This window comes from Acinetobacter lwoffii, from assembly GCF_024129855.1.
GTDB classification, from domain to species: domain Bacteria; phylum Pseudomonadota; class Gammaproteobacteria; order Pseudomonadales; family Moraxellaceae; genus Acinetobacter; species Acinetobacter lwoffii_L.
Map to the genome: position 1 here is coordinate 12449 of NZ_JAMXXC010000007.1, position 23700 is coordinate 36148.

General features: G+C 45.2%; 26 protein-coding genes and 1 pseudogene. 19 read left to right on the forward strand and 8 right to left on the reverse strand.

The features are described 5' to 3' along the window. Window positions 1–302: 302 nt before the first annotated feature. From leuA to rdgB, 5 genes are all read left to right on the forward strand, one after another. Window positions 303–2000, forward strand: coding sequence for a 2-isopropylmalate synthase (leuA, locus tag NI465_RS07450; protein ID WP_253144895.1), 1698 nt, complete (start codon window positions 303–305; stop codon window positions 1998–2000). Window positions 2001–2112: 112 nt separating this feature from the next. Next, window positions 2113–3273: a homoserine O-succinyltransferase MetX gene (gene metX / locus NI465_RS07455; protein ID WP_071852261.1), complete on the forward strand. Its 1161-nt coding sequence runs from the start codon at window positions 2113–2115 to the stop codon at window positions 3271–3273. After that, a complete protein-coding gene (gene metW, locus NI465_RS07460) occupies window positions 3273–3866 on the forward strand; it encodes a methionine biosynthesis protein MetW (protein ID WP_004278415.1) in 594 nt (197 codons plus the stop codon). The genes metX and metW overlap by 1 nt, the downstream gene beginning before the upstream one ends. Continuing rightward, window positions 3863–4453 carry a tetratricopeptide repeat protein gene (locus tag NI465_RS07465; RefSeq protein ID WP_004647420.1) on the forward strand — a complete coding sequence of 197 codons (591 nt, stop codon included), beginning with the start codon at window positions 3863–3865 and terminating at the stop codon, window positions 4451–4453. Before metW ends, NI465_RS07465 begins: the two co-directional genes overlap by 4 nt. Window positions 4454–4554: 101 nt before the next feature. Then, a complete protein-coding gene (gene rdgB, locus NI465_RS07470; RefSeq protein WP_180087114.1) occupies window positions 4555–5181 on the forward strand; it encodes an RdgB/HAM1 family non-canonical purine NTP pyrophosphatase in 627 nt (208 codons plus the stop codon). A 185-nt stretch (window positions 5182–5366) separates the two neighbouring features. Here the strand turns inward: rdgB and NI465_RS07475 are convergent, their stop codons facing one another. Further along, window positions 5367–6248: an AEC family transporter gene (locus NI465_RS07475; RefSeq protein WP_004729526.1), complete on the reverse strand. Its 882-nt coding sequence runs from the start codon at window positions 6246–6248 to the stop codon at window positions 5367–5369. Window positions 6249–6434: 186 nt separating this feature from the next. Here NI465_RS07475 and tatA point away from each other — a divergent pair, with 186 nt between their 5' ends. From tatA to NI465_RS07495, 4 genes are all read left to right on the forward strand, one after another. Continuing rightward, window positions 6435–6653, forward strand: coding sequence for a Sec-independent protein translocase subunit TatA (gene tatA / locus NI465_RS07480; RefSeq protein WP_004729524.1), 219 nt, complete (start codon window positions 6435–6437; stop codon window positions 6651–6653). A gap of 9 nt (window positions 6654–6662) precedes the next feature. Further along, window positions 6663–7085, forward strand: coding sequence for a Sec-independent protein translocase protein TatB (tatB, locus tag NI465_RS07485; RefSeq protein WP_004729522.1), 423 nt, complete (start codon window positions 6663–6665; stop codon window positions 7083–7085). Next, complete coding sequence (gene tatC / locus NI465_RS07490) at window positions 7082–7858, forward strand: twin-arginine translocase subunit TatC (RefSeq protein ID WP_004729521.1); 777 nt, start codon at window positions 7082–7084, stop codon at window positions 7856–7858. Before tatB ends, tatC begins: the two co-directional genes overlap by 4 nt. A 197-nt stretch (window positions 7859–8055) precedes the next feature. After that, window positions 8056–10308, forward strand: a complete 2253-nt coding sequence (locus NI465_RS07495; protein ID WP_253144897.1) for a PhoX family protein — start codon at window positions 8056–8058, stop codon at window positions 10306–10308. A gap of 53 nt (window positions 10309–10361) precedes the next feature. Here the strand turns inward: NI465_RS07495 and NI465_RS07500 are convergent, their stop codons facing one another. Beyond that, the gene (locus tag NI465_RS07500; protein WP_253144901.1) at window positions 10362–11141 is read right to left on the reverse strand and encodes an NRDE family protein; all 780 of its coding nucleotides are present in this window, start codon (window positions 11139–11141) and stop codon (window positions 10362–10364) included. 93 nt (window positions 11142–11234) lie between these two features. Between NI465_RS07500 and lgt the strand changes: the two genes are divergently transcribed. The 3 genes from lgt to NI465_RS07515 all read left to right on the forward strand — a co-directional run bounded on the left by lgt (window position 11235) and on the right by NI465_RS07515 (window position 12908). Continuing rightward, on the forward strand, window positions 11235–12044 hold the full coding sequence (lgt, locus tag NI465_RS07505) for a prolipoprotein diacylglyceryl transferase (protein WP_004729515.1): 810 nt from the start codon (window positions 11235–11237) through the stop codon (window positions 12042–12044). A 92-nt stretch (window positions 12045–12136) separates the two neighbouring features. After that, window positions 12137–12529, forward strand: a complete 393-nt coding sequence (locus tag NI465_RS07510; RefSeq protein WP_253144903.1) for a hypothetical protein — start codon at window positions 12137–12139, stop codon at window positions 12527–12529. Next, window positions 12522–12908, forward strand: a complete 387-nt coding sequence (locus NI465_RS07515; RefSeq protein WP_253144905.1) for a hypothetical protein — start codon at window positions 12522–12524, stop codon at window positions 12906–12908. The genes NI465_RS07510 and NI465_RS07515 overlap by 8 nt, the downstream gene beginning before the upstream one ends. Before the next feature lie 18 nt (window positions 12909–12926). On the opposite strand, the gene NI465_RS07520 is transcribed toward NI465_RS07515, so the two are convergent. Continuing rightward, window positions 12927–13442: a hypothetical protein gene (locus NI465_RS07520; RefSeq protein WP_005103142.1), complete on the reverse strand. Its 516-nt coding sequence runs from the start codon at window positions 13440–13442 to the stop codon at window positions 12927–12929. A gap of 399 nt (window positions 13443–13841) precedes the next feature. On the opposite strand from NI465_RS07520, the pseudogene NI465_RS07525 reads away from it, so the two are divergent. From NI465_RS07525 to msrA, 6 genes and pseudogenes are all read left to right on the forward strand, one after another. Beyond that, a pseudogene (locus NI465_RS07525) lies at window positions 13842–14333 on the forward strand (lipocalin family protein). 182 nt (window positions 14334–14515) lie between these two features. Beyond that, a complete protein-coding gene (gene thyA / locus NI465_RS07530; RefSeq protein ID WP_253144910.1) occupies window positions 14516–15358 on the forward strand; it encodes a thymidylate synthase in 843 nt (280 codons plus the stop codon). A gap of 199 nt (window positions 15359–15557) precedes the next feature. Next, window positions 15558–16070 carry a dihydrofolate reductase gene (locus tag NI465_RS07535; RefSeq protein WP_004278430.1) on the forward strand — a complete coding sequence of 171 codons (513 nt, stop codon included), beginning with the start codon at window positions 15558–15560 and terminating at the stop codon, window positions 16068–16070. A gap of 23 nt (window positions 16071–16093) precedes the next feature. Continuing rightward, the gene (locus NI465_RS07540) at window positions 16094–17143 is read left to right on the forward strand and encodes a DUF4105 domain-containing protein (RefSeq protein WP_004729501.1); all 1050 of its coding nucleotides are present in this window, start codon (window positions 16094–16096) and stop codon (window positions 17141–17143) included. A gap of 102 nt (window positions 17144–17245) precedes the next feature. Further along, window positions 17246–17707 carry an META domain-containing protein gene (locus tag NI465_RS07545; RefSeq protein ID WP_004278432.1) on the forward strand — a complete coding sequence of 154 codons (462 nt, stop codon included), beginning with the start codon at window positions 17246–17248 and terminating at the stop codon, window positions 17705–17707. A 110-nt stretch (window positions 17708–17817) separates the two neighbouring features. Continuing rightward, the gene (gene msrA, locus NI465_RS07550; RefSeq protein WP_180180906.1) at window positions 17818–18342 is read left to right on the forward strand and encodes a peptide-methionine (S)-S-oxide reductase MsrA; all 525 of its coding nucleotides are present in this window, start codon (window positions 17818–17820) and stop codon (window positions 18340–18342) included. 64 nt (window positions 18343–18406) lie between these two features. Here the strand turns inward: msrA and NI465_RS07555 are convergent, their stop codons facing one another. From NI465_RS07555 to NI465_RS07575, 5 genes are all read right to left on the reverse strand, one after another. Next, on the reverse strand, window positions 18407–18811 hold the full coding sequence (locus NI465_RS07555) for an ExbD/TolR family protein (protein WP_004278434.1): 405 nt from the start codon (window positions 18809–18811) through the stop codon (window positions 18407–18409). After that, window positions 18811–19434, reverse strand: coding sequence for a MotA/TolQ/ExbB proton channel family protein (locus tag NI465_RS07560; RefSeq protein WP_005250649.1), 624 nt, complete (start codon window positions 19432–19434; stop codon window positions 18811–18813). The genes NI465_RS07555 and NI465_RS07560 overlap by 1 nt, the downstream gene beginning before the upstream one ends. 25 nt (window positions 19435–19459) lie before the next feature. Then, window positions 19460–20227, reverse strand: a complete 768-nt coding sequence (locus NI465_RS07565) for an energy transducer TonB (RefSeq protein WP_180180907.1) — start codon at window positions 20225–20227, stop codon at window positions 19460–19462. A gap of 192 nt (window positions 20228–20419) precedes the next feature. Further along, entirely contained in the window at window positions 20420–21286 is an 867-nt protein-coding gene (purU, locus tag NI465_RS07570) for a formyltetrahydrofolate deformylase (protein ID WP_253144912.1), read from the reverse strand. Between the two features lie 48 nt (window positions 21287–21334). Beyond that, window positions 21335–22066, reverse strand: a complete 732-nt coding sequence (locus tag NI465_RS07575) for a TetR/AcrR family transcriptional regulator (protein ID WP_034437998.1) — start codon at window positions 22064–22066, stop codon at window positions 21335–21337. Between the two features lie 115 nt (window positions 22067–22181). On the opposite strand from NI465_RS07575, the gene NI465_RS07580 reads away from it, so the two are divergent. Continuing rightward, a complete protein-coding gene (locus NI465_RS07580) occupies window positions 22182–23630 on the forward strand; it encodes a coniferyl aldehyde dehydrogenase (RefSeq protein WP_005261753.1) in 1449 nt (482 codons plus the stop codon). The last annotated feature ends 70 nt before the right edge of the window (window positions 23631–23700 follow it).

The following is a 23700-nucleotide window of genomic DNA, read 5'->3' on the forward strand; positions in this document are numbered from 1 at the left end:
ACAATATTAAAAATAATTGAAAATATTTTCCATCACTTAAACTTTATAAGAAAATCTTTATTACCATACGACTAAAATCCATAAAAATAGCAAAAATTTTTCGGGATAAGTGGATTAAACTTTAAATTATAAGTAAGGCATTTAGTGCATTTGGTGAAGCTAAACCACCAATATTTAGACCATATTTCAGGTTTGAACCAGACTGTCACTAAAACCCAATGAATAGACAAAATCTATGCCGCTGACCCACGCACCGCTTTAACCAAGATTACGGTACCCAAGTTAGCATAAGGAGCTCTCTCATGATGTTGGCTGATCCAAGTAAAAAATACCGTCGCATGTATCAACGTGTGGACTTACCAGACCGTCAATGGCCGAACAACGAAATCAATAAAGCGCCAATCTGGATGAGTACCGACCTGCGTGACGGTAACCAAGCGATCTTTGAGCCAATGAACATGGAGCAAAAATTCAAGATGTTCCAGATGTTGGTCAAAATCGGTTTCAAGCATATTGAAATCGGCTTCCCGTCAGCATCGCAAATTGACTTCGATTTCACCCGTAAATTGATTGAAGAAGGTCATATCCCGGATGACGTCTATATCGAGGTGTTGGTGCAGGCACGTGATCATTTGATTCAACGTACCTTTGAATCTTTACAAGGCGCAAAACGTGCCATTGTACATATCTATAATTCTAACTCGCCGACATTCCGCAATAAAGTCTTGAATGTTGATGTAGAAGGTGCAAAACAGTTAGCGATCAATGCTGCACAGAAAGTAAAAGAATATGCCGCAAAACAGCCGGAAACTGAATTTGTATTTCAGTACAGCCCGGAATGTTTTACTGCAACCGAATTAGAAGTTGCAAAAGATGTCTGCGATGCCGTCACTGAAATCTGGGAAGCATCACCGACCAATAAAGTCATTTTGAACTTGCCAGCAACCGTAGAAGTTTCAGGACCACACATCTATGCCGATCAAATCGAATGGATGCACCGTAACATTCAGCGTCGTGACGGCGTGATCATTTCAGTTCACTGTCATAATGACCGTGGCTGTGGCATTGCTGCTTCTGAATTGGCAATTATGGCTGGTGCTGACCGGGTCGAAGGTTGTGTATTTGGTAATGGCGAACGTACCGGTAACGTCGACGTGGCTGCGATTGCCTTGAACATGTACACTCAAGGTGTAGCACCAAACTTAGACTTCTCCAACATCAATGAAATCATTGCGACTGTGGAAGAATGTACTGGTTTACCTGTGCACCCGCGTCATCCATATGCCGGCGATTTGGTCTTCACTGCATTCTCGGGTTCGCATCAGGATGCGATCAAAAAAGGTTTTGAGTTCCAGAAAAACGAAGAAATCTGGGATATGCCGTACTTGCCAATCGACCCGAAAGATTTGGGACGTGACTATGACGCCGTAATCCGTGTGAATTCACAGTCAGGTAAAGGTGGTATTGCCTACTTGTTAGAATCGAACTACAACGTGATCTTGCCGCGTCGTTTACAGATTGAATTCTCTCAGATCGTACAAAAGCGTACCGATGAACAAGGCACTGAAATCAGCGCGACCGAAATCTGGAAGTTGTTCAAGGAAACCTATGTGGATGCTAAAAACGTTCACTATTCTGCGAAAAACTACAAATTGTCAGATGATAACGGCAATCAGGTGATTGAGCTTGACCTTGAAATTGACGGTCAGTCCCGTCGTATCCGCGGTGAAGGCAATGGCCCAATTTCTGCGATTTTGGATGCACTTCAGTTGCCGATTGATGTCGTAAACTATGAAGAGCGCAGCATCAGTTCTGGCGCCCATGCCAAAGCCTTGGCCTTGATCGAACTTCAGGTGAAAGGTACCGGTAAATCTGCCTTTGGTGCAGGAGTACATGACAACATCGTGACCTCTTCTATCGAAGCAATTATTGCCTCGACCAACCGCCTGATTGATCAGGGTGTGTTAAGCACTGATCAGGTGATTGCTGCTGCGGTCTAAACGGCTGTATTAGAATTTGCGATAATTCATAGCACTAAAATGACTTTAGAAGGATACCGGCAAATGGTATCCTTTTATTATTCATACTAAAGATTTAAGGCGAATCCTCCCCGTGTCTTTTCCAGCTGACTCAGTGGGCATTGTTGTCCCACAAAAGTTCCAATTTGAAGAGCCGTTAGAGCTTGAATGCGGTCGCATCCTCCCACGTTTTGAACTGATGGTTGAAACTTATGGCGAACTCAATGCCGATAAGTCCAATGCCATTCTGATTTGTCATGCCCTTTCCGGTCATCACCATGCCGCAGGCTATCATCATGCAGATGATAAAAAAGCCGGCTGGTGGGATTCATGTATTGGCCCCGGCAAAGCCATTGATACTTCAAAATTCTTTGTGGTTTCACTGAATAATATTGGTGGCTGTAGCGGTTCTACCGGCCCGATCTCGCCAAACCCTGAAAATGATAACCGTCCTTATGGCCCTGATTTTCCACTGGTTACGGTCCGCGACTGGGTCAAAACCCAGGCCCTGCTCTCTGATCGTTTAGGGATTGATACCTGGGATGCCATCATTGGCGGTTCACTGGGTGGTATGCAGGCATTGCAATGGTCAGTGGATTATCCAAACCGTTTAAGAAAATGCGTGATTATTGCCAGCGCTCCAAAGCTTTCTGCACAGAATATTGCCTTTAACGAAGTGGCACGTCAGTCGATTTTGTCAGACCCGGATTTCCATAATGGTCGTTATCTGGAAAATGACAGCTATCCAAAACGTGGTCTGATTCTGGCGCGTATGGTCGGTCATATTACTTACCTGTCCGAAGAAGCCATGAAACAGAAATTTGGCCGCGATTTGAAATCAGGCAAATTTATGTATGGTTTCGATGTCGAATTCCAGGTCGAAAGCTATCTGCGTTATCAGGGTGAGCAGTTCAGCCGTAACTTCGATGCCAATACCTATCTGATCATGACCAAGGCACTGGATTACTTTGATCCGTCGCGTGAATATGAACAGTCGCTCAAAAAAGCCATGGCCAATACCCAGTGCAAATTCCTGGTGGTGTCATTCACGACTGACTGGCGTTTTACTCCTGCCCGCTCGCAGGAAATCGTGGATGCGCTAATTAGCAACCATAAACCTGTGAGCTATCTGGATATTGATGCCGAACAGGGTCATGACTCTTTCCTGTTCCCTATTCCGCTCTATGTAAAATCTTTGCGTGCATTCCTGGGTGGTGAAGAACACCTGAAAGCAACACCAAAGGAGGCCGTATAATGCGTATCGATCAACAACTCGCTGAAAAGTGGATCAAGCCCGGTTCTAGCGTACTCGACCTCGGTTGTGGCGATGGTGAACTGCTGGCACAAATGAGTAAAAAGCACGATATTCGTGCATACGGATTAGAAATTGATCAGGAAAAGATTGCAATTGCAGTCAGTCGCGGGTTAAATATCATCCAGCAAGACTTAAACCTCGGCTTAAGCCGCTTTGCTGACCAGTCTTTTGACAATGTGGTCATGGCACAAGCTTTGCAGGCTGTAGATGCACCTGACGTATTATTGCGTGATATGGTGCGTGTGGGGAAACAGGCCATTATTACCTTTCCGAACTTTGCACATTGGAAGACCCGGTCTTTCTTGGCAATCAAAGGGAGAATGCCGGTTTCTGAAGCCTTGCCGTATATGTGGTATAACACCCCGAATATCCACTTATGTACATTTCGTGATTTTGAAGCACTTTGTGCGGAAAATAATATCAAAATTATTAATCGACTCGCTGTGAACGGGAATCAAGAAGATAGTTTGCTGAGCAAGCATCTCCCTAATCTATTTGGTGAAGTCGCAATTTATCGAGTGAGCGCGCTATGAAAAAATTATTATTAAGTACGACGCTACTGGCGGGACTTTTTGGCATGCAAGCCCATGCAGATTATGTTGCACCGAGTCCATCTGTTGCCAGTCAAGCGGCTCAGTATTCCATCATGGATATCAACAGTCTGACCAAAGCAGCGAAAGCTGGTCAGGCCGGCGCACAGTTTTATCTGGCCACCAAATACCAGTATGGTAAAGACATTCAAAAAGATGAACGACAGGCCTTTGCCTGGTATAAAGCTGCTGCGGATCAAGGTCTGGCAGTTGCCCAGCTGAATGTCGGCCGTATGCTGGCAGATGGTATTGGCACCAGAAAAGATGAAGCGCTGGCGCGTCAGTATTTTGAAAAAGCGGCCAGCCGTGGCGATAACCGTGCCAGCTTTAACCTGGCAATGATGGAAGAGAAAAAGAAAAACTACATGGGCGCGTACCAGTGGTATGAACTGTCTACCCGTGATGGCATGCTCGACAATAAGGTAATTACGCTATCGGAAGGCAGAAAAACTGCCTTAGCGGCCAACCTGACCCAAGAGCAGATCCGTCAGGCGCGTGACCGTGCCGACAGATGGATTCAGGCACAATAAGCTGAATGGTATAAATAGCACCTTCGGGTGCTTTTTTATTGCCTACAAACCCGCAATGGCAGTTAAAATAGCACGATTGATATTTAGAGAATGAGTGACACATGGCTTCTACAGATTGGTTATCCCAAGGCACACTGGTATTGGCAAGTAATAACAAAGGTAAAATTGCCGAGTTTGAGAAAATGTTTGCGGAACTGCAACTGCCGGTAGATGTGATTCCTCAAGGTCAACTGAATATCGAAGATGCCATCGAAGATGGCTTAAGCTTTGTTGAAAATGCCATTATCAAGGCACGCCACGCGGCTAAAATCTCAGGTAAACCGGCGATTGCCGATGACTCAGGCATTTGTGTGCCAGTTCTTGGCGGCGCTCCTGGGATCTACTCAGCACGTTATGCCGGTGAACATGGCAATGATGCCGCCAATAATGAAAAACTGCTGGCCAATCTCAAACCCTTACGCCAAGAAGGTGAAGCGATCGAGGGTATGTTTGTTTGTGTACTGGCACTGGTCCAACATGCCGAAGATCCCTTACCACAAGTCTTTCAGGGTATCTGGCACGGGAAAATTCTGGAAGCTGTGCGTGGTGAAAATGGTTTTGGCTATGACCCGTTGTTCTGGTTACCGGAACTCGGAATTTCCAGTGCAGAAATGAGCAAGGAAGAAAAGAATAAAATCAGTCATCGTGGACAGGCGATGCAGCTGTTTAAGAAGAGTTTGGAGAAGTAAGTTCCTCCTCTCACCCCAGCCCTCTCCCTTTGGGAGAGGGCTGGGGTGAGAGATTTTTAAAATACACCTCTCCCCTTGCGAAACAGCGTTTCTCATCTCCTTTAAGGAGAGGGAAAATCATTCTTCTAAAGCTTTTACATCCTCTCTAACTCTCGCCCTAAGGGCAAGAGGACCTTTTTATGTTTTTATAATCCTGGCATCAACGCATGCATGATTACCCCATATAGAGCAATCAAGATCGCACTGGCCAAAGTTCCCGAAGCAATATATTTGGCGGAATGGCCCGTTCCCTGATAATGGGTTTCCAGCGCTACAATATTGGCTGCAGGAGGCAATAAAAAGAACATCACCATTACAGCATAAGTCAGCGTCTGCTGCGGAATAGGTAAATAATAATAGGCGACAACACACAGCAAAACCGCAAACAGTCCTCTATAAAAAATCAGTTGCAGACTACACATTAAATCGAAGCGGCTGATCCGCACATTACTTAGCCACATCCCCAGCACACACATGCCACTAAAAGTGACCAGCACTTTATTGGCTTGATACAGCATCTCCACCCAAGCGACTTGCTGCCAGTGACTCAAATCCCAAAATGATAATAGTGCTGCTACTGACAATGCCACCACTGGCGGTGAGAGCAGGACATTTTTTAAAATATAGCCACTATCTTGGCTGGCTTCACTGACTGCCATCACCGCACAGACATTGCCAAACAAGGAACCACCGATGTACAGCGCCACCACGGTACTGGTCGCTTGCGGGCCAAAAACTGCCAGTGCAAAAGGAATCCCCAGCCATGCCCCATTTAAATAACTCAGGCATAAGGCACGCAGTTTATTTTTCAAGGTGAAATAAAATAGGGCAAAAAACAGACAGGAACAGAAAAAACTAAAGGCAATCAGCCACAAACTGCCCTCTTGATAAAACACCATGTTGTAGATAATCAGTACAGGAATCAGTACTCGGGCCAATAAAGACGCCAAGAGAGGTCGAATCGGTTTTAAATATTGCACACCCCAATAACCAATCAGAAAAGACAGGAGGGGAAGAATCAAGGCCATGACAATGCTGCTGAGATTTCCATATCAGGCTGTATGCTAGCACAGCCTACTTTTCATTGAATTATGAATTTTTTTATATGAGTGATTCATTCCCCTGCTGCCGTGTCGGCAAACTGTCATCAAAGCGTCACCGCGCTGTCATACAAGCCTGCTGAGATAGGTGCATGAAATATAGAGGATAAAATAATGGCAGGATTATCAATTTGGCATGTGCTGATTTTCGCAATTGTGGTGATTTTATTGTTCGGTACATCGAAACTTAAAAATTTGGGTAAAGACGTCGGCGGCGCGATTAAAGACTTTAAAAAATCAGTAAAGGATGAAGAGGCTGAACAGGCCAAGCTTGCAGAGCCACGCACCATTGATGCCCAGGTCAAAACGCCTGAACATTCGGTTAAAAGTTAAGAGTTCGCTATGCTCAATATTGGAATGACCGAGCTGCTGATTTTCGGGATTATTGCGCTTTTGGTTCTTGGGCCAGATAAGCTTCCGGAAGCAGTCCGTTTTGTCGGAACATGGTACGGTAAGATCAAGCGTATGGTGAGCAATGTTCAGAATGATCTTGATCGTGAATTGCGCCTGTCCGAGCTACGTGAACAGATGCAGGCTGAAATGCAACGGATTCAGGAACTGGAAGCCAAGATGCAGGCACAAATGACAGATTTGCAGCAACCGATGGCAACCGATGAAGTAAAAATAAAATCGCAAGCTGTTCAGCCCTTGCTCAGCTATCAGCCGGTGATACAGCCTGTATCACCCGTGTATTTACCCAAGCCTACAGCAATTCAAACCGTGATTTCCGAACAACGCTATACAGAAATGAAGGTGGCCGTATGACATCCTTGCCGACCACACCAGCCTCCAATGATGCTGCAGCACTGAACCTCGAACAGATGCCGATTACCCAGCATTTGATCATCTTAAGAAAGCATCTGTTTAAAGTGGTTGCTGTCCTGATTGGCCTGTTTTTCTGCTTATTGCCCTTTGCCAATCAGACTTACCAGTGGTTGTCTGAACCCTTACGGGCACAGCTACCTGCCAGCTCAACCATGATTGCCACAGATGTCACTGCAACCTTCATGGCACCTTTTAAACTGAACTTCTTTGTCGCGCTGATGATCGCGATGCCGTTCATCCTGTATCAGCTCTGGACCTTTATTAAGCCTGCGCTGTATGCCAAGGAAAAGAGCCTGGCCTTGCCGCTTCTGATCGGCAGTATCGTACTTTTTTATACCGGCATCAGCTTTGCCTACTTTGTGGCATTGCCCTCGATTCTGCATTTTTTTATCAGTGTTTCGCCTGAAACTGTAGCCCCGATGACCGACATCAACAGTTATCTTAGCTTCTGTTTAAAGCTGTTTCTGGTCTTTGGTTTTACTTTTGAGATTCCCATTATTACCCTGGTTCTGATCTTGATTGGTGCAGTTTCGACACAGACTCTGATCGAGAAACGGCGCTTTATTATTGTGGGTTGCTTCTTTGTGGCAATGTTCGTCACACCTCCGGATGCCCTGTCGATGATCATGCTGGCTGTCCCGATGTGGCTGCTGTTTGAACTGGGTTTACTGGCAGGGAAACTGATTGAAAAACGTCGGTTAAAGACTGAATAACAATAACTATCCAAAACAACAAAAATATCGACTTACTCAGGCAGCTCTGGCTGTCTTTTTGTTTCTTAAATTTTAATAAAATACTGATTTATTTAACTTTAATGAAATATTTTCTTAAGATTACTGTCATATCCCAAGCTTAAGGTATTGAAAACTTCTACACCACCAAGCACTTATTTTTTAATTGGGACTTTAAAATGAAAAATGAAGACATGATACCTTGCCAGGATCTGGTTGAAGACAGTAACAACTCAAATAACACGCACTTCCAAACGATTCTGGATCAATATACTAGCCGCCGCAGCTTTATTGCGAAAACTACAAGTGGGGCAATGGCATTAGCATTTGCAGCAACAGTAAGTGGCTGTTCAGATGATGATAATGATTCTGGTACTCCTGACGGTAATCCAACTACACCACCAGACACCACTAGCCCAGATCAACATGCATGGAGTGATCTAAAAGCACGTCCGAATAAATTAGCCTTTGAGCCGGTTCGCAAGAATACCCAAAACTTCTTTAGTGTTCCCGAAGGTTATGAGCTTAAAGTATTGTATGCAGTAGGCGATCCAATCAACCCTGCGTATCCAGAAAAGACCGATGCAACCTTAGCTTCTGGTGCTTCTTACCAGTTCCGTTCAGGCGATAACCATGATGGTATGAGCTTCTTCGGTATGCATCCAACCAACAAAAATTATGCTGCCAAAGAATCAACACAAGGTTTACTTGTTTTAAACCACGAATATCTACAACAATCTCAGCTCCATACACCAGAAGGTACAATTACCATCGATGGTGTACGTCCAGAAGATCAGGTACTCCGTGAAGTGAATGCGCATGGTGTTTCTGTTATTGAGATCAGCAAAGATGCAAATACACAAGACGTTAAAATCAACTTAAATTCTAATTTTAACCGTCGTATCACTGCAGCAACCGAGATGGAAATTAATGGGCCAGCGCGTGGTTCTGACTTAGTCAAAACTATTTTCTCACCAGATGGGACGTTAACTCGCGGTACCTTTGCCAATTGTGGTAATGGTTATACGCCATGGGGAACTTACTTAACGGCTGAAGAAAACTGGAGTGGTTATTTCGCTCGTAAAGCCAATGACACCCGCGCTATTGCAAAAGAAGAAATTTCATTATCACGTTATGGTCGTGGTGGTACTGATGCCCGTTCATCTCAATACCGCTGGAATACCCCTGTTGCTGAATTAACCGGTGATAAAGGACTTTATGATCGTTGGGATATTTCAGTTAAAGGCACAAATGCTTTAGCAGATTATCGTAATGTCATGAATACGTGTGGCTTCATTGTAGAGATTGATCCATTTAGCGCGACTACACGTCCAGTTAAACGTACTGCACTGGGTCGTTTTGCACACGAGGACTGCCGATGTAGTAACCCTATTCCGGGTCAGCCATTAGCTTTCTATATGGGTGATGACGCGACCGGCGAATATATCTATAAATTTGTTTCTGAAGCAGTCTGGGATCCAAAAGACATTAATGGTGGTTATACCGCTGGTGATAAATACATGGATAAAGGGACATTATATGTCGCTAAATTCAATGATGACGGTACAGGTGAATGGCTAGAACTGACTCATGGCAAAAATGGTTTAACTGCTGCCAATGAAATCTATCCGTTTGCAGGCCAAGATGACATCGTCATCAATGCCCGTCTTGCTGCTGACCATGTAGGTGCGACCAAAATGGACCGTCCAGAATGGGTTGCCGTGAATCCTGAAAATGGCGAAGTGTATGTAACCTTAACCAACAACAGCAACCGTGGTCGTGCATATGAAACTGATGCTGCCAACCCACGTAGCTACATCGACTTTAAAGGTTCAAGCGCCAGCAATTCAGGCAATATGAATGGTCATATCATTCGTTTCAGTGAAGCTAAAAATACAGTGACAGCGACAAGTTTTGCTTGGGATATTTTCCTGTTCGGTGCAGAAGCACGTGCTGCTTCTAACATCAACCTGTCAGGTCTGGATGATTTAAATGACTTCTCCAGCCCGGACGGCATGTGGTTCGATCCGCGCGGGATTCTGTGGATTCAGACCGATGATGGTCAGTACACCGATGAAACCAACTGTATGATGCTGGCAGCACTTCCGGGTACTGTGGGTGATGGTGCTAAAGTGATTGCCGCCAGTACCAAGGCAGAAGGACAGGAAACCTTTGTTGGTGCCAAACTCAGTAATGATCGTGTTCGTCGCTTTTTGACTGGTCCATCGGGTTGTGAAATTACCGGCGTGACTATTACCCCGGACTACAAAGCGATCTTTGTCAACGTTCAGCATCCAGGGGGTGCATGGCCAGCCAACCAAAGCGAGCGTTATAGCCGTTTAGGCAAAGTACCTCGCTCTGCGACTGTGGTCATTACCCGTAAAGATGGCGGTGCCATTGCGGGTGAAGCTTTGGAACAAGCGACCGTATAAAAAGCTGTTATTCAAAAATGCCGACATCTGTCGGCATTTTTTATATCCGGTGATTATTTTAGGCTAATTATTTTCTCAATAGTTTGACCTGCGGTCGCACCTTGTTGTGACTTCTCAATCCAGTGCCATTGTCCCTGCTGCATTCTCAAAAAATTTGAGCAACGGGTGCCATAGGCCGGACTCTGGATAAAAGTCGAAGACAGCAGCTGTTCCATTTCAACCGAGATGCCGGTGTCTGGCAGAAGTTCAGGAATCACCTTGCGTTCGTCTTCCAGAATATCCCAGACTGCATGACACAAATCTGCTTCTGCGATCTCCTGTTGTTGCAGCATCGGTAAAAATTCCTGGGTAAAGCGTTTACGTAAATGTCGGGTCTTGTACCAGTCTTCGCTCATCAGGCCATTCGAAACCACATAGACGCCATGCGCCAGTACTTGTGGTGCTTCACCGCGATTGCTCATATATACGGCCTGATCTTGATTTCCAATAAAAAGATTAAAGCCGGCGTAGTCACACTGGTGTTGTTCCAAATCTTGTGCGAAACGAATCGGCGTTAAGTCAGAATCTAAAAAGTTCTGGATGATATGTCCACGTGAAGTCGGATAATACCCTTTGTCCTGTCCATCACGAAAATTGGTAATCACCGCCCAGCGACTAGAAGCCGTAATCCCCATCCAGGTACCGCCCGACTGTAAATCTTGCCCGGCAATTATCGGACTATTCTCCCATTCATGCAGCTCCTGCGTAGGACGCTGATAGAACTCATCCCGATTTGAAATCAGACATAATGGGCTCTGATCCAGAACCCGCCAAGCCAATGCCACGATACACATAATTTACGCTCTCGATCTTTACACATTGAATGTACAACATTTTTCTTTGCTTTCAGCTAAAATCTGTGCAAAACAGAATCACAAGGAACAGGAATGCTCACCTATCCCAATATTGATCCCGTCGCGATTTCGCTCGGGCCCTTACAAGTCCACTGGTATGGACTGATGTACTTACTGGCATTTTTATTTGCCTGGGGATTGGCGACGTTTCGCGCCAAACAACGTGGCTGGACACCGGATATGGTGTCTGACCTGATTTTCTTCGGTGCACTCGGTGTGATCATTGGTGGCCGTGTCGGTTATGTCTTCTTCTACGGTTTTTCCCAGTTCCTGGCCGATCCTTTATGGCTGTTCCAGATCTGGACCGGCGGTATGAGTTTCCACGGCGGTTTCCTCGGGGTCATTCTGGCCATGTTGTGGTGGTGTAAGAAATATAAGATGACCTGGTTCCAGACTCTGGATTTTATCGCACCTTGCGTACCGACAGGCTTGATGTTTGGCCGAATTGGTAACTTTATTGGTGGCGAACTGTATGGCCGTCAGGTCACCGACCCCAACTTTGCCTGGGGCATGATCTTTCCGACCGATCCCCTGCAACTGGTGCGTCATCCATCTCAACTCTATCAGGCGCTGTGTGAAGGCCTGATCCTGTTTATTGTACTGTGGTGGTTCAGTTCCAAGCCGCGTCCACGTATGGCAGTTTCTGCGCTGTTCCTGATCGGTTATGGCCTGGCACGTTTTGTGGTTGAATTCTTCCGTGAGCCAGACAATGGCCAGCTGTTCATTGGCTGGATGAGCAAAGGACAATTCCTGAGCCTGCCAATGATCCTGATTGGCTTGTGGATGATGTGGTATGCCTACCAGAAGAACATCTATGACTGGGGTCCAAACAAAAATAGCTGAGAAAATCGCGTAATTTAGCGAGGCAAGGGCCTCGCTTTTTTATACTCAAAATATGCTAAAGTGCCGATTATCTCTTCTATTCTTTCATCATTATGCTTGAGTTCTGGTTTAATCCGCAGGTATCTGTTCTCAAAAAACTGTTGATCTTTATTGTGATTGCAGCGACAGCTGCAGGCTTGTACTGGATGGAACCACTGCCCTTAGATTCTATTTTGATGTTTGTCGGTACCGGCATCATTTTTCTGATTTGTCGTTACTGCAAAATCCACTTTGCCAGCAAAAAACCGACCGGTTTGCTGTATAGATTACTGACCTGGATTCCAATTGCCTTATTGATTGCTTTAGTTTTTATGAATATGCAACAGGGCGAAATCCTGATTCCAGGCGCACAAGGCATTGCATTTATGGCACTGGCAATTTTTCTGTTTTCTCCACTGTCCCTGCTCAATCAGAACAAATCAGATGCAGGTTCACCCCATGCTTGAGTTCTGGTATTCGGAACGCTGTAGCCGTCAAATCAAACTCATCGCCATCATCGCGACCTGTATTTTTATTTATGCAGCATCGACTGTGGCCCAGTTAGATCCGGTATTTGTGGGGGTGAGTTTAGCGATTGGAATTGTCGTGCATTTACTGCACCATTTCCGCCTGAAAATCTCAAAATCCAATCCCTATGCAAATGGCTTTAGCGCCTTGAGCCGGGTGATTCCCATCATTGCCTTAATTACCCTGTTTGGCTATTTGCCTGAACAGCACCAACAATGGGGCAAATTTGCCTGGGGTCTGCAATGTCTTGGCTTTGCCGCGATTGGATTATTTATCGTTTCAATCTATGAAAGCCGTGCGAAGCGCTTTGAGGACTGATTACTTCGCCGCATTTTCTTAGAAGTAAGTTTCCAGGCGATAGTAACTATAAGTCACGTTTTTATTGCGATAAACTGCATGATCTCGTTGTTTAAAATCCGATACCCAGGCACTACCTGAATAAGCCGCGATATGTCCATATTTATGTCCCTGAGTACGGTCAATAATATAGATATCGCCTTTTTTCGGCCGATCAAAAGAAGCATTAATTTTCTTATAGCCCAGCTGCATCAGGGTACTTCCCCAATCTGCCGCTGCGACTGGATGGTTCACAATTTTCGCACCAGAGGATTGCAGGCCGACACGAATACTGCGCGCACATTTCTGTGTACTGGTATTTCGGGTAATGCCTTGCAGATAACTGGTAAATTTCTCGATATTGATACGATGGCCATTGCTTACGCCTGAAGCATTACGGACAGTGGCTTTGTGGGATGACTTTTTAGGTCTTTGCTCCGATTGGGAACGCACAATGATATTCGCTTGGACAGGAGCATATACTTCGCTCATGTTTACTTGATGATCATAGATCATGCCTTACCAACCGCTCCTCGCCTGTAATTTAGGCTTTCATATTGTTAACAAGCCGAGAATACTAGTCGTTTAAATGTTATCTTTCACATTAAAAATGTAAATAAATTTGTCTATTTTTCCGGCATTCAAATTAAGCCGTTCTTTCTAATACAGTTACAAAACCCATTATCTTTGCAAAAAAAATGTAAAGCAAAGCTAACTCCGACGCCTTGCAAAGCGTTTTCAGCCTGAAATAGAGAAAATGAGCCGTTACTTTTTTCTACTCAAACGTGTGGATTTAGTCTGTAGCTCGGCCATTTTCAGACAGCATTTCACTACATGATTACATCATTTTGAGCTTTAGACCCTGTATTACACTGATGCGGCATTTTTAAATATTGAACTAAAGGGAGAAGAAAAATGAGTCAGACTTTAAGTACCGTTTCAAATTTTAATTTAGAACAATATTTAAGTACCTGGTATGAAATTGCACGCTTGCCGATGAAACATCAACCTGAAGACAGCACCGATATTTCTGCGGTATATAGCTTGAATGAAAATGGCAAGGTTCGGGTTCAAAACCGTTGTCTGGATGGCGATGGTAAACTGGATGAAGCTATTGCTGAAGCGACCATTGTCGATGCAGAGCATGCCAAGCTTGAAGTCAGCTTTTTACCTGAAGGCCTGCGATGGATTCCGTTTACCAAGGGCGATTACTGGGTATTAAAAATCGACCCCGATTATCAAACTGCGCTTGTAGGCGAACCGAATAAAGAATATTTATGGTGATTACATCGCGGTACCAGTCTGGACGAAGCGACTCAACGCGAATATTTAAGTTATGCAGAATCCTTGGGATATGATCTGTCTGATCTGATTCATACAGCGCATACTGGCCACAAAACCGCTTAAACTGCAATCAAAAGACCTCCATCAGGAGGTCTTTTTTATTCTCAATTTGGGCGATGAAAGCTCATCAAAAAATGCTATGATGTGCGCAATTTAAATTGTCCCTTTCGACAGAAAAGTGATTATAAAATAATCCATTCTGCTGTTAAAACGGCGATTTTCAACAGATTCAAATAGAGAGAACTATGCGCCAATATCTTGACCTTTTACAACATATCCTCGACAACGGCGGCGATAAAGGCGACCGTACCGGTACAGGTACACGTTCGGTATTTGGTCATCAGATGCGCTTTGATCTTTCCCAAGGTTTCCCTTTACTCACCACCAAAAAAGTTCATTTCCGTTCTATCGTGATTGAATTGTTATGGTTTCTGAAAGGTGATACCAATGTTCAGTATTTAAAAGACAATAAAGTCTCGATTTGGGATGAATGGGCGACCGCAGAACAGACTGCGCGTTTTGGCCGTCCTGAAGGCGAATTAGGCCCAGTGTATGGTCACCAATGGCGTAATTTTGGTGCCAGCAAAAATGCAGACAATAGCTATAACCAAGATGGTTTTGACCAGATCAAATGGTTGATCAATGAAATTAAAACCAATCCAAATTCACGCCGTCTGATTGTCTCTGGCTGGAACCCGAATGAAGCGAATCAGGTCGCATTACCACCTTGCCATACCCTGTTCCAGTTCTTTGTACACAATGGCAAATTGTCTTGCCAGTTGTACCAGCGCAGTGCCGATGTATTTTTAGGTGTGCCATTTAATATTGCCAGCTATGCTTTGTTGACGCATATGATCGCGCAAGTCTGTGATCTGGATGTTGGCGACTTTGTCTGGACGGGTGGCGATACCCACTTGTACAGCAACCATTTTGAACAGGCACAATTACAGCTCAGCCGTGAGCCACTCGGCCTCTGTCAATTAAAACTAAATCCCGAGATTAAAGACCTGTTCGATTTCAAATTTGAAGATATCGAAATTGTCGGTTATGAATCTCATCCAGGAATTAAAGCCCCTGTCGCTGTTTAATTTTCTTTATTATAAAGTTCCCCCTCCTCCTAGGAGAGGGCTAGGAAGAGGTTTTTTACCACACGTAAATCGCCAACTCCTTTCAAAATTATTCCTAGCCCTAAAGCATGAAGGCAATCAAGATAAATTGTGAACCTCTCCTTCGTACCAGTAAAAAATTACACGAAGGGCTTTGGGTTTGATGAGAAGGATTCAATACATGTCATTTCAAGATTTAGAAGTTGTACACGTCGTTGCCATGGATCAGCAGCGTTGTATCGGCAAGGGCAATGACCTACCTTGGCATATCTCTGCCGACCTGAAACACTTCAAGGAAATCACCCAAGGCGGTGTGGTGGTGATGGGTCGCAAGACACTAGAATCGATGGGACGTACCTTGCCTAAACGCGTGAACTGGGTCATTACCCGTGATCCAGACTGGGCATTTGCAGGCACCAAAGTCGCTTATAGCATTGAAGATGCGCTGAGTCAGGCCGTTGCAGATGTAAAGGCTTCAGAAAAACCTGAAACCATTTTCATCATTGGTGGTGGTGAAATCTTTAAACAGACTATGGATATTGCAGACCGTCTGGAACTGACCCATGTCGAACTGGATGTACAGGGCGATGCCTATTATCCAGCGATTCCAGCAGAATTTAAAAAAGTCGCTGCCGAGCAACATATCGACGACAAAACCGGCATTGCTTTTGAGTTCGCAACCTACAGAAAATAAAGCCTATTTCTCATGAAAAAGTGATGATGCAGGGACGCGAATACATCTCCAGACATTGGAGTCTGTGGCTACTGGGCAGCCTGTTTACTTTATTCGTCCTTCTGTCGAGCCTGTGGTTCAGCCTGATGCTCTGGGTTCATCAACCCCTCGGAAAAATCGGCAGCTTGATGCTGATTGGTCTCTGGCTGACCTTTGCGCTAGTTGTTCTCGGGATTTATTTCACCCGGCATCTGATCTCCCGCCAAGTAGATAGCGTTCTTTATCTTCTGGCCTTTTTATTCTGTCTGCTAGGATATTTCAGTCTGGAAGCGCGTCAGGATCGAGAGTGGAATCCTGAGGTTTCCCAGCTTCTGCATTATGAGCAGCAAGGCGATCAGGTTACCTTACACAATATCCGCAACTTTGACTGGCAGGCCGATGGTCGCTATATCGAACGCTGGGAAAGCCGGAGTTTTGATCTGAATCAGATTACTGGCGTAAACATTATCACTTCCTACTGGATGGGACCCAAAATTGCCCATACCCTGGTCAGCTTCGATTTTGCCAATCAAAAACCACTCACCTTCTCGATTGAAATCCGTAAGGAAAAGAATGAAGAATTTTCAGCAATTGGTGGCTTTTTCCGAAAATATGAACTGAGTCTGGTCGCATCGGACGAAAAGGATATTCTCTATACCCGCAGTAATGTCCGTGGTGAACAGGTCTATTTTTTCCCAGTCAAGATGCCGCAAGCTCGGGCCAAAGCGCTATTCAAGGAATATCTGCGTCAGGCCGATGAACTGGCCCAAAAGCCAAAATGGTACAATACCCTGACCAGTAATTGCACCACACTAGTCTTTGATATGGTTCAGGCGGTATCGCAACAACAGCTACCCTCAGATTACCGGTTGCTGGCCTCCGGCTATTTACCGAATTATCTCTATGATCTTAAAGTACTGGAACAGTCTTGGGATATGCACACTTGGTATCAACGCGCGCATGTCAATCCACGGGTAGAACGCACCGCTAATCTCTCCAGTCAGGACTATTCACGCCTGATCCGGCAGGGCCTACCAAAACCCGACATGCGATAACTGTGTAGCAGATCCACTTCAATAAAGATACAAAATCAACTGGAACCTTGATCATTTTTTTGTTTATATACAAATAGCTAGTCAATGATCAGAGTATCTCTCATGCTAAAAAAATTAACTGCAATCGCGATTTTAGGCTCGGTTCTAACGGTTATGGGCTGCGAAACTGTGCCCAATACAGCCACGACACAAACCGCGAATCATTTACAACTTTTGCAAAATCGTACTTGGATTGCGACCCAGATTGGTAATACTGAAATCAAGACTGCGCCAACCGCACGCAATGTTCCGAGTCTGCAATTTGATGCCAGTACCCAGCGCGTTTCAGGTTCAGATAGCTGTAACCGGATTATGGGCAGTTACACAGCAGCGAAAGACACGCTGACCCTGAACCAAATGGCCACTACCCGTATGGCCTGTATGAATAACGATCAGCTTGATCAGAAATTTAATGAAGCTTTAGCCAAAGTGACTCATTATCAAGTGTTTGGTAAAACCTTAAAATTACTGGATCGCCATGGAAATCTCTTGATCCAGCTGGAAAGTGCTGTTCAGCCGCGTTAATACTTCCCTACAAAAAGCCTGTATGGACAGGCTTTTTTATCTTTCATACTGATGAGCTGGAATTTAACCATCAGCCCGATTGAGTTATTTAATTGAATGAGGAATCAACCATGCAACAGGCACTTTTCGGTGGGGGATGCTTTTGGTGTACTGAAGCCGTATTTTTACAGATCCAGGGGGTTCAGCAGGTCATCAGTGGCTATGCAGGTGGGCACACAACTCAGCCAAACTATGATGATGTCTGTGGTGGCAATACCGGCCATGCCGAAGTCATTCTGATCGATTTCGATGAAAACCAGATTAACTATACTCAGTTGCTCGATGTATTTTTTGCGACCCATGATCCAACTACATTAAACCGTCAGGGCAATGATGTCGGCACCCAGTATCGTTCTGTAATTTACTATCTGAATGATGAGCAGCAGCAACAGGCGCAGCAGGCGATCAATGCCCTGAAAGCAGATGGCATCAATGTGGTGACTGAACTGAGCCCTACCCCAACTTTCTATCCGGCGGAAGACTATCATCAAAACTTCTTTGCCAAGAACCCGACCCAGGGCTATTGTAATTTTGCCATTCCGCCAAAATTGAATAAATTACGCAGCAAATTTACCACCTTATTAAAAACCCATTAAGTTTCATGAAAAATGGGCATAAAAAAAGCGACTGCAATCAGTCGCTTTTTTTATTACCTAAATCTTAGTTATCAGTTGCAAAAGCAATATCGCTGAGTCCGGCTCCACTCGCACGCGACATGACTTGCGCCACAGAGTCATAACGTGATTCTTTATCCGCTTTCAGCACAATGGTCGGCTGACGTTCAGCTTGGCCCGCTTCATTAAAACGGGTTTCAAGCTGTTCTAGCGTCAATACATCGCCATTCCAGGCAATGTCACCTTCGGCATTGATGCTGATCGTGACATTTTCAGGCGGCAGATCGATAATCTCCGCAGTCGTTTGTGGCAAGGTTAATGGAATTGATGGGTTCGCAACGGTCGCTGTCACCAGAAAGATGATCATCAATACCAACATAATGTCGATGAGGGGAATGAGGTTCATCTCATTCATGCCTACATCGTTGTCTTCACCCAGTTGAAAAGCCATTAAGCTTGACCTCCCACGAAACTCTGTTGTGTTACTTTTTCATCAGACTTTTTTGCAGCAGATTCCTGTTGCAGCATGGTATCAATCAACAGACCGTGTGCCTGATCCTGTAATTCATGAGCCAAGCCACGATTAGCACGTACACAGATGTTATAAGCCAGTACCGCAGGAATTGCGACTGCCAGACCTAAGCCCGTCATAATCAAGGCTTCACCGACTGGAGTTGCTACTTGTGCCAGACCAGCCTGACCACTTTTACCAACAGCAACCAGCGCATGGAAGATGCCCCATACCGTACCGAACAAACCGACAAATGGAGAGATCGATGCGATGGTACCCAAAACTGATACACCTTTTTCGGCATTGGCTTTTTCTGCTGAAATCTGGCGTAACAGCGCCTGTTCTGCCACTGCCTTACGCTGTTCAAAGCCCAAAGGAGCCAGTTTGGTTTTCAGTTGTTCCAATGCCTTAGATAACTGAGCATAGGCAATCTGTTTCAGTTGGCGAGTGCCCATCAAACGCAGCACAAATATGGTCCATGTCGCAATCGACATTGCCAATAACACGAAATACAGTGTTTTACTGACTGCATCAGCGTGTTGCCAATAAACTGAAAAGTTCATATTCGAACTCCTAATGGGTGAGCCGTTATTTAACCTGAAAATCGAAAGGCTGTTCCACACGGGTTGGATAAGCCACACCATTTTCAACATATTTGGTGAGTTGTGCACGACGTACCGCGGCTTCTACTTTGCGCGTTACCGCCGGGCTACAACTTGAATTTCGTGCAGTCGCAGAAACTACTTTACCCTGCTCATTCGCTGAAACATCTACTACCAGTGAACAGGCTGATTTTAATTCACCTGCAGAGAGTGAGACTTTTGGTGAACGCTGCCAGGACACGCCCCCACCAATCGATACACTTTTCGGGGATGGCGGCGCAGCAGGTGCTGGCGGTGCCACAGGCGCAGGTGGCGCGACCGGAGCAGGTGCCGGTTTAACTTTAGTTTCAGTGACCACTGTCGGCACGACCGGACTTGGGGTTGGTTTTGCTTCAACTGGTGGTGCTTTGACTACTTTTGGCGCTTCAGCCTTTTTCACCTGCTCGATTTTTTCTACTTTTTTCGGTGGTGGTGGCAGCGGTTTATCGACAATTTTGACTTCTTTAGGCTTAGGCGGCTCTTTTTGTGGCTCGGCCTTCGGCTTTGGCGGTAAAGGTTTTGGCGCTTCCTGAAGCTTTACAAAGCGCACTTTTAAGGGTTGCTTATCAATGGGTGTCAGCTCAGGCGCCTTCATCTGGCTGATCGCATATAACACACCCACATGCCCAATCAGTACAGCCGCCACGATAGAGATGACTTTCTTTTTCATCTGATTTGGCGGTGTAGGCATTTGGGGCGCAGCAACTTGACTCATTAAATCTATTACCTTGAAGAGATGATGTGGAACAAACTATCAAGCTCATCGGTTAGCACAATTAAAGTATGCCAATAATAAATGAGAAGTGTTTTCATTTGCAACCGCTAATCCTTCCTTTGACTGACTTTTTTTGCATCAAAACAAAAAAGGCACACTAAAAGTATGCCTTTTTAAAACTCAATGCAAGTCTTATTGGAACACGACAGTCTTGTTACCATCGACAATAATACGGTCTTCCAAATGCCATTTTACCGCACGGGCCAATACATTACGTTCCACATCCTGACCGAGTTCACGTAACTGCTCAACGGTAAAGTCATGGTTCACGCGCTCCACATCCTGCTCGATGATCGGACCTTGATCCAGATCAGCAGTCACATAGTGTGCAGTTGCACCAATCAGCTTCACGCCTTTTTCATAGGCCTGTTTGTACGGATTGGCACCTACGAAAGCTGGCAGGAAAGAATGGTGAATATTGATCACTTTCATTTCCCACTTGCTGACAAATTCTTCATCCAGAATCTGCATATAACGCGCCAGCACCAACAGGTCATTGCCCTGCATCAACTGGTCGATTTCTGCATAAGCTTCTGGTTTGTTTTCTTTGGTCACCGGCACGACTTCGAATGGAATGCCAAAGTTTTCAACTGCTTCGCGTAAAGTCTCGTGATTCGATACCACTTTGGTAATTTCACAAGGTAGGCCACCACGCGCATGACGCCATAACAGCTCAAGCAAGGCATGATCGACCTTAGACACCAGAATACCGACTTTTTTCACGTCACTGACCAGAGCCAGACGCCATTGCATGCCATAGCGTTCTGCCACATTCGCTGCAAAAGTCTGGGTAATACTTTCTTTACGACTTTGAAGATTATCTAATTCAAATTCAACGCGCATGAAGTAACGTCCGCCCTGCGCTGCTGTCGCATATTGGTCAAGCGCAGTAATGTTGGCACCTTGATGATACAAGAAGCTCGAAACAGCCTGCACGATGCCCGGCTTGTCTTCACAAGTAATCAATAAACGTGCGGTGTTAGCAGTCGTCATATTCATGTTGGTTTAAGTCACTAATCAGTTAAATTAAAAAATAAGCCGAGTATTCTAGCGCGTTTCTTGGATATTCTGAATAGTTTGTTCAGATTCAGAATCTTTAGATGACGACAGGCTGGCAAAAAGTTCCGAAGAGCCCAAACTACTCAATAAACCTTCATAGGTTTGACGACTTTCACCACGTAAATACGCCCCTTCCAGGAATACCATTTGACGGAGTGCCTGCCAGACCCATTTTTCTTCCAGCGTATTGGAATCGGTTAAATGACCTGACATATACAGGAAGTTGGTCCAGTTGGTCAGTACAATCCACAGGTTAATGATCAGGGCTTCAATTTCTGAATCGGTCATGTCCATCAGGCCTGCATTAACAAAGCCTTTATAAATTTTCTGGCCCTGCTGCATCACCTGTCCGGCAAAGCGTGGATACATCTTGCGAAAATCTTCGTTATTTTCTACCAGATGATAGACATCACGATGCAGGAAACGGTAAGCCCATAACTGGCTGCTCAGCACCTGAAAATAATGCACCTTGTCATTGGCATCCAGCGCACGGTCATCCGGCAGCGCCAGCATTTCCAGGGTCTGGTGCTGGTACTGTTCCATCAATTCTTTAATAATTTCATTTTTATTGCGGAAATGATAATACAGGTTACCCGGGCTCATGCCGAGTTCAGCCGCAATGTGATTGGTGGTTACCGATCGTTCGCCACGCTCGTTAAACAGCTGCAAACTGAGCTGCAAGATACGCTCTTTAGTTTTTAAGGTTTTGGTTTGGGACATCCTAAAATAACCATTCAGTTCATGCATTAGCAGGCTAACACACAAAGTAACTTGACTAATTAGAGTATTTGCTCTAAAAATTAATTAATCGATTTTTGAATAATGGTAGTGCGGCATGAACAGTCACACAAAAACAACATCAATGACACCACATTTTTTTGATAGCCAATATCTGAATGAAGTCTTGGCGCAACAAAAACACGCTTACTTACACTACCCTCTGCCGACTGCAAAGGAACGTATCGATCGTTTAGCTCGACTTAAGCGTATCTTAGTTAAGTATCAAGATCAATTTGCTGATGCAATTAATCAGGACTATGGTAACCGTTCAATCGGGGAAACCAAGATTGGTGAACTGCTCACCTGTCTGGAACATATCAAATATTACAGCAAAAACCTGACCCGGTGGATGAAACCTTCCAAGCGTCATGTGGGCATTATTCATCAGCCGGCTAAAGCCTGGGTACAATATCAGCCTTTAGGCGTGGTTGGGATTATCGCACCATGGAACTATCCGCTGTTGTTGTCGATTGGCCCCCTGATTTGCGCACTGGCGGCCGGCAACCATGCCATGATCAAAATTTCCAGTGCATCCGCTGCCTTTGGTGAAGTTTTAGAAAAAGCTTTGGCTGAAGCCTTTCCTAAAGAATTGGTCGCTGTGGTGAATGGTGGCGGTGTGATTTCAGATGCTTTCTGTCGTTTGCCTTTCGATAAACTGATTTTCACCGGCTCAACTGCAGTCGGTAAAACCGTCATGGCAGCCGCTGCCGAAAATCTGGTGCCGGTGATTCTGGAACTGGGCGGTAAATCGCCAGTACTGGTGCATCCATCGATTGATCTGCGCGATGTCGCACAGCGGATTGCGGTGGGCAAACTCTGGAATGCCGGTCAGACCTGTGTAGCGCCAGACTATATGTTCCTGCCTCGCGGGAAAACTGCCGAGTTCATTGATCACTTTAAAGCCTGTGTCGAAAGCATGTATCCGGATATCACCCATAATCAGGATTACACTTCGATTATCAATGATAAACAGTATAACCGTCTGCAAGGTTATCTGGATGATGCACGCGAACAGGGTGCGCAAGTCATTGAAATTAATCCGCGCAGTGAAAACTCGGCTGATCTGCGTAAGATTGCACCGACCATCGTGACCAATGTTACCCCGATGATGCAGATCATGCAGCATGAAATCTTTGGTCCGCTGCTCCCGATCATGGAATATGATCAAATTGACGATGTCATCGACTTTATTAATAGCCGTCCGCGTCCACTTGCTTTATACTACTTCGACTTTGATCAGGCGCGTGCCGATTATGTCGCACAGCGTACCCATTCAGGGCATTTCGGGCAAAATACGGTACTGACCCATGTTGCGCAGGACGATCTACCATTTGGGGGTGTCGGTGCATCAGGTATGGGTAAATACCATGGCCCAGAAGGCTTCTTCAGTTTGTCGCATGAACGCTCAGTAATGTCGAATCCAAAGCTGTATAGCTTGAAATACATTCTGCCACCGTTCAATAAACCGATTCACAAGCTGATTTCGAAGACACTTCTCCGCTAAATGATCAAGGCATGAGCTATCGATATAGTTCGTGCCGCGTTTTGACGAAAATCGCTTGTCTTTTAAGCGC

Coding starts and splice junctions, on each gene's coding strand:
- msrA (WP_180180906.1), top strand. CDS start 17,818: ATGCAACAGGCACTTTTCGGTGGGGGATGCTTTTGGTGTACTGAAGCC.
- NI465_RS07520 (WP_005103142.1), bottom strand. CDS start 13,442: ATGATCTATGATCATCAAGTAAACATGAGCGAAGTATATGCTCCTGTC.
- NI465_RS07510 (WP_253144903.1), top strand. CDS start 12,137: ATGCTTGAGTTCTGGTTTAATCCGCAGGTATCTGTTCTCAAAAAACTG.
- NI465_RS07515 (WP_253144905.1), top strand. CDS start 12,522: ATGCTTGAGTTCTGGTATTCGGAACGCTGTAGCCGTCAAATCAAACTC.
- NI465_RS07475 (WP_004729526.1), bottom strand. CDS start 6,248: ATGGCCTTGATTCTTCCCCTCCTGTCTTTTCTGATTGGTTATTGGGGT.
- leuA (WP_253144895.1), top strand. CDS start 303: ATGATGTTGGCTGATCCAAGTAAAAAATACCGTCGCATGTATCAACGT.
- tatA (WP_004729524.1), top strand. CDS start 6,435: ATGGCAGGATTATCAATTTGGCATGTGCTGATTTTCGCAATTGTGGTG.
- thyA (WP_253144910.1), top strand. CDS start 14,516: ATGCGCCAATATCTTGACCTTTTACAACATATCCTCGACAACGGCGGC.
- rdgB (WP_180087114.1), top strand. CDS start 4,555: ATGGCTTCTACAGATTGGTTATCCCAAGGCACACTGGTATTGGCAAGT.
- NI465_RS07555 (WP_004278434.1), bottom strand. CDS start 18,811: ATGGCTTTTCAACTGGGTGAAGACAACGATGTAGGCATGAATGAGATG.
- NI465_RS07535 (WP_004278430.1), top strand. CDS start 15,558: ATGTCATTTCAAGATTTAGAAGTTGTACACGTCGTTGCCATGGATCAG.
- NI465_RS07545 (WP_004278432.1), top strand. CDS start 17,246: ATGCTAAAAAAATTAACTGCAATCGCGATTTTAGGCTCGGTTCTAACG.
- NI465_RS07495 (WP_253144897.1), top strand. CDS start 8,056: ATGAAAAATGAAGACATGATACCTTGCCAGGATCTGGTTGAAGACAGT.
- tatC (WP_004729521.1), top strand. CDS start 7,082: ATGACATCCTTGCCGACCACACCAGCCTCCAATGATGCTGCAGCACTG.
- NI465_RS07575 (WP_034437998.1), bottom strand. CDS start 22,066: ATGTCCCAAACCAAAACCTTAAAAACTAAAGAGCGTATCTTGCAGCTC.
- lgt (WP_004729515.1), top strand. CDS start 11,235: ATGCTCACCTATCCCAATATTGATCCCGTCGCGATTTCGCTCGGGCCC.
- purU (WP_253144912.1), bottom strand. CDS start 21,286: ATGAATATGACGACTGCTAACACCGCACGTTTATTGATTACTTGTGAA.
- NI465_RS07465 (WP_004647420.1), top strand. CDS start 3,863: ATGAAAAAATTATTATTAAGTACGACGCTACTGGCGGGACTTTTTGGC.
- NI465_RS07540 (WP_004729501.1), top strand. CDS start 16,094: ATGATGCAGGGACGCGAATACATCTCCAGACATTGGAGTCTGTGGCTA.
- metW (WP_004278415.1), top strand. CDS start 3,273: ATGCGTATCGATCAACAACTCGCTGAAAAGTGGATCAAGCCCGGTTCT.
- tatB (WP_004729522.1), top strand. CDS start 6,663: ATGCTCAATATTGGAATGACCGAGCTGCTGATTTTCGGGATTATTGCG.
- NI465_RS07565 (WP_180180907.1), bottom strand. CDS start 20,227: ATGAGTCAAGTTGCTGCGCCCCAAATGCCTACACCGCCAAATCAGATG.
- NI465_RS07560 (WP_005250649.1), bottom strand. CDS start 19,434: ATGAACTTTTCAGTTTATTGGCAACACGCTGATGCAGTCAGTAAAACA.
- NI465_RS07580 (WP_005261753.1), top strand. CDS start 22,182: ATGAACAGTCACACAAAAACAACATCAATGACACCACATTTTTTTGAT.
- NI465_RS07500 (WP_253144901.1), bottom strand. CDS start 11,141: ATGTGTATCGTGGCATTGGCTTGGCGGGTTCTGGATCAGAGCCCATTA.